At 57.0% G+C, this 891-nt stretch carries 1 protein-coding gene and 1 pseudogene; both read right to left on the bottom strand.

The features are described from left to right. Window positions 1-18: 18 nt before the first annotated feature. A complete protein-coding gene (gene cynS / locus AC1D1X_RS24555) occupies window positions 19-462 on the bottom strand; it encodes a cyanase (RefSeq protein ID WP_477648254.1) in 444 nt (147 codons plus the stop codon). Window positions 463-508: 46 nt separating this feature from the next. Beyond that, window positions 509-891, bottom strand: a pseudogene (locus tag AC1D1X_RS24550) (ABC transporter ATP-binding protein); the annotation flags it as partial.

Here is an 891-nt window from a genome sequence, read left to right as displayed (position 1 = left end):
CCCTTCTAGGCAGGGAATTTAATAAGTCTTATACGGCAAAAATTTCCCCGACAACACCACATTCACCCGATCACCCTTGGGATCCGGCTGCCGCACGATGTCCATACTGAAGTCAATCGCGCTCATGATGCCGTCGCCGAATTCTTCGTGGATCAGTTCCTTGATCGTGGTGCCATAGACGCTCACGATTTCGTACCAGCGGTAGATGAGGGGGTCTGTGGGTACGGGCGTTGGCAGTGAGCCTTTGTAGGGCACGACTTGCAGCCACTTCTGCTCTTCGGCGGTCAAACCAAAAATCTTGCCGATGACTTTGGCTTGTTTGGCGTCAAAGGTCATCTGGCCCAGGCAGCCGGCGGTAACCCATTCCTTGCTGAGGCCGACCTTCTTCGCGACGGACTCCCAGGTGATGCCTTTGCTGACTTTGACGGTGATGATTTTTTCGGTGATGTCGTTGCGGTTCATAGTTTGCTCCTGTATGTGAGATGGGTGAAGTGAAAAGCGGGAATGGTCAATGCGCCTTGGCGCGGGTGACGAGGAAATCGACGATGTGGTTGCGCAGGTCGTAGTAACCGGGCAGGTGGTGCAGGCCGGCGCGGGTGCGTTCCCGGGGCAATGGGTTGATGACTTCTTCGGCGATGCGGCCGGGTGCGTAGACGCCGTCGTTGTCGGTGCCGTTACTCATCAAGAGGATGCGGTCGGCGAGCAGGATGGCTTCGTCCACGTCGTGGGTGATCATGAAAACCGTTTGCTGTGTCTCGCGCACGATGGCCATGAGTTCGTCCTGGATGGTGCCGCGTGTGAGTGCATCTAGTGCACCAAAGGGCTCGTCGAGCAGCAGCATCTTGGGCTGGATGGCAAAGGCGCGTGCGATGCCTACGCGTTGCTTCATGC

Source organism: Polaromonas sp. P1_G4 (genome assembly GCF_056405475.1).
This window is presented reverse-complemented; position numbering and strand designations above follow the sequence as displayed.

Bases quoted from the DNA above. Each gene is read 5' to 3' on its own strand.
- cynS (WP_477648254.1), bottom strand. From the start codon at position 462: ATGAACCGCAACGACATCACCGAAAAAATCATCACCGTCAAAGTCAGC.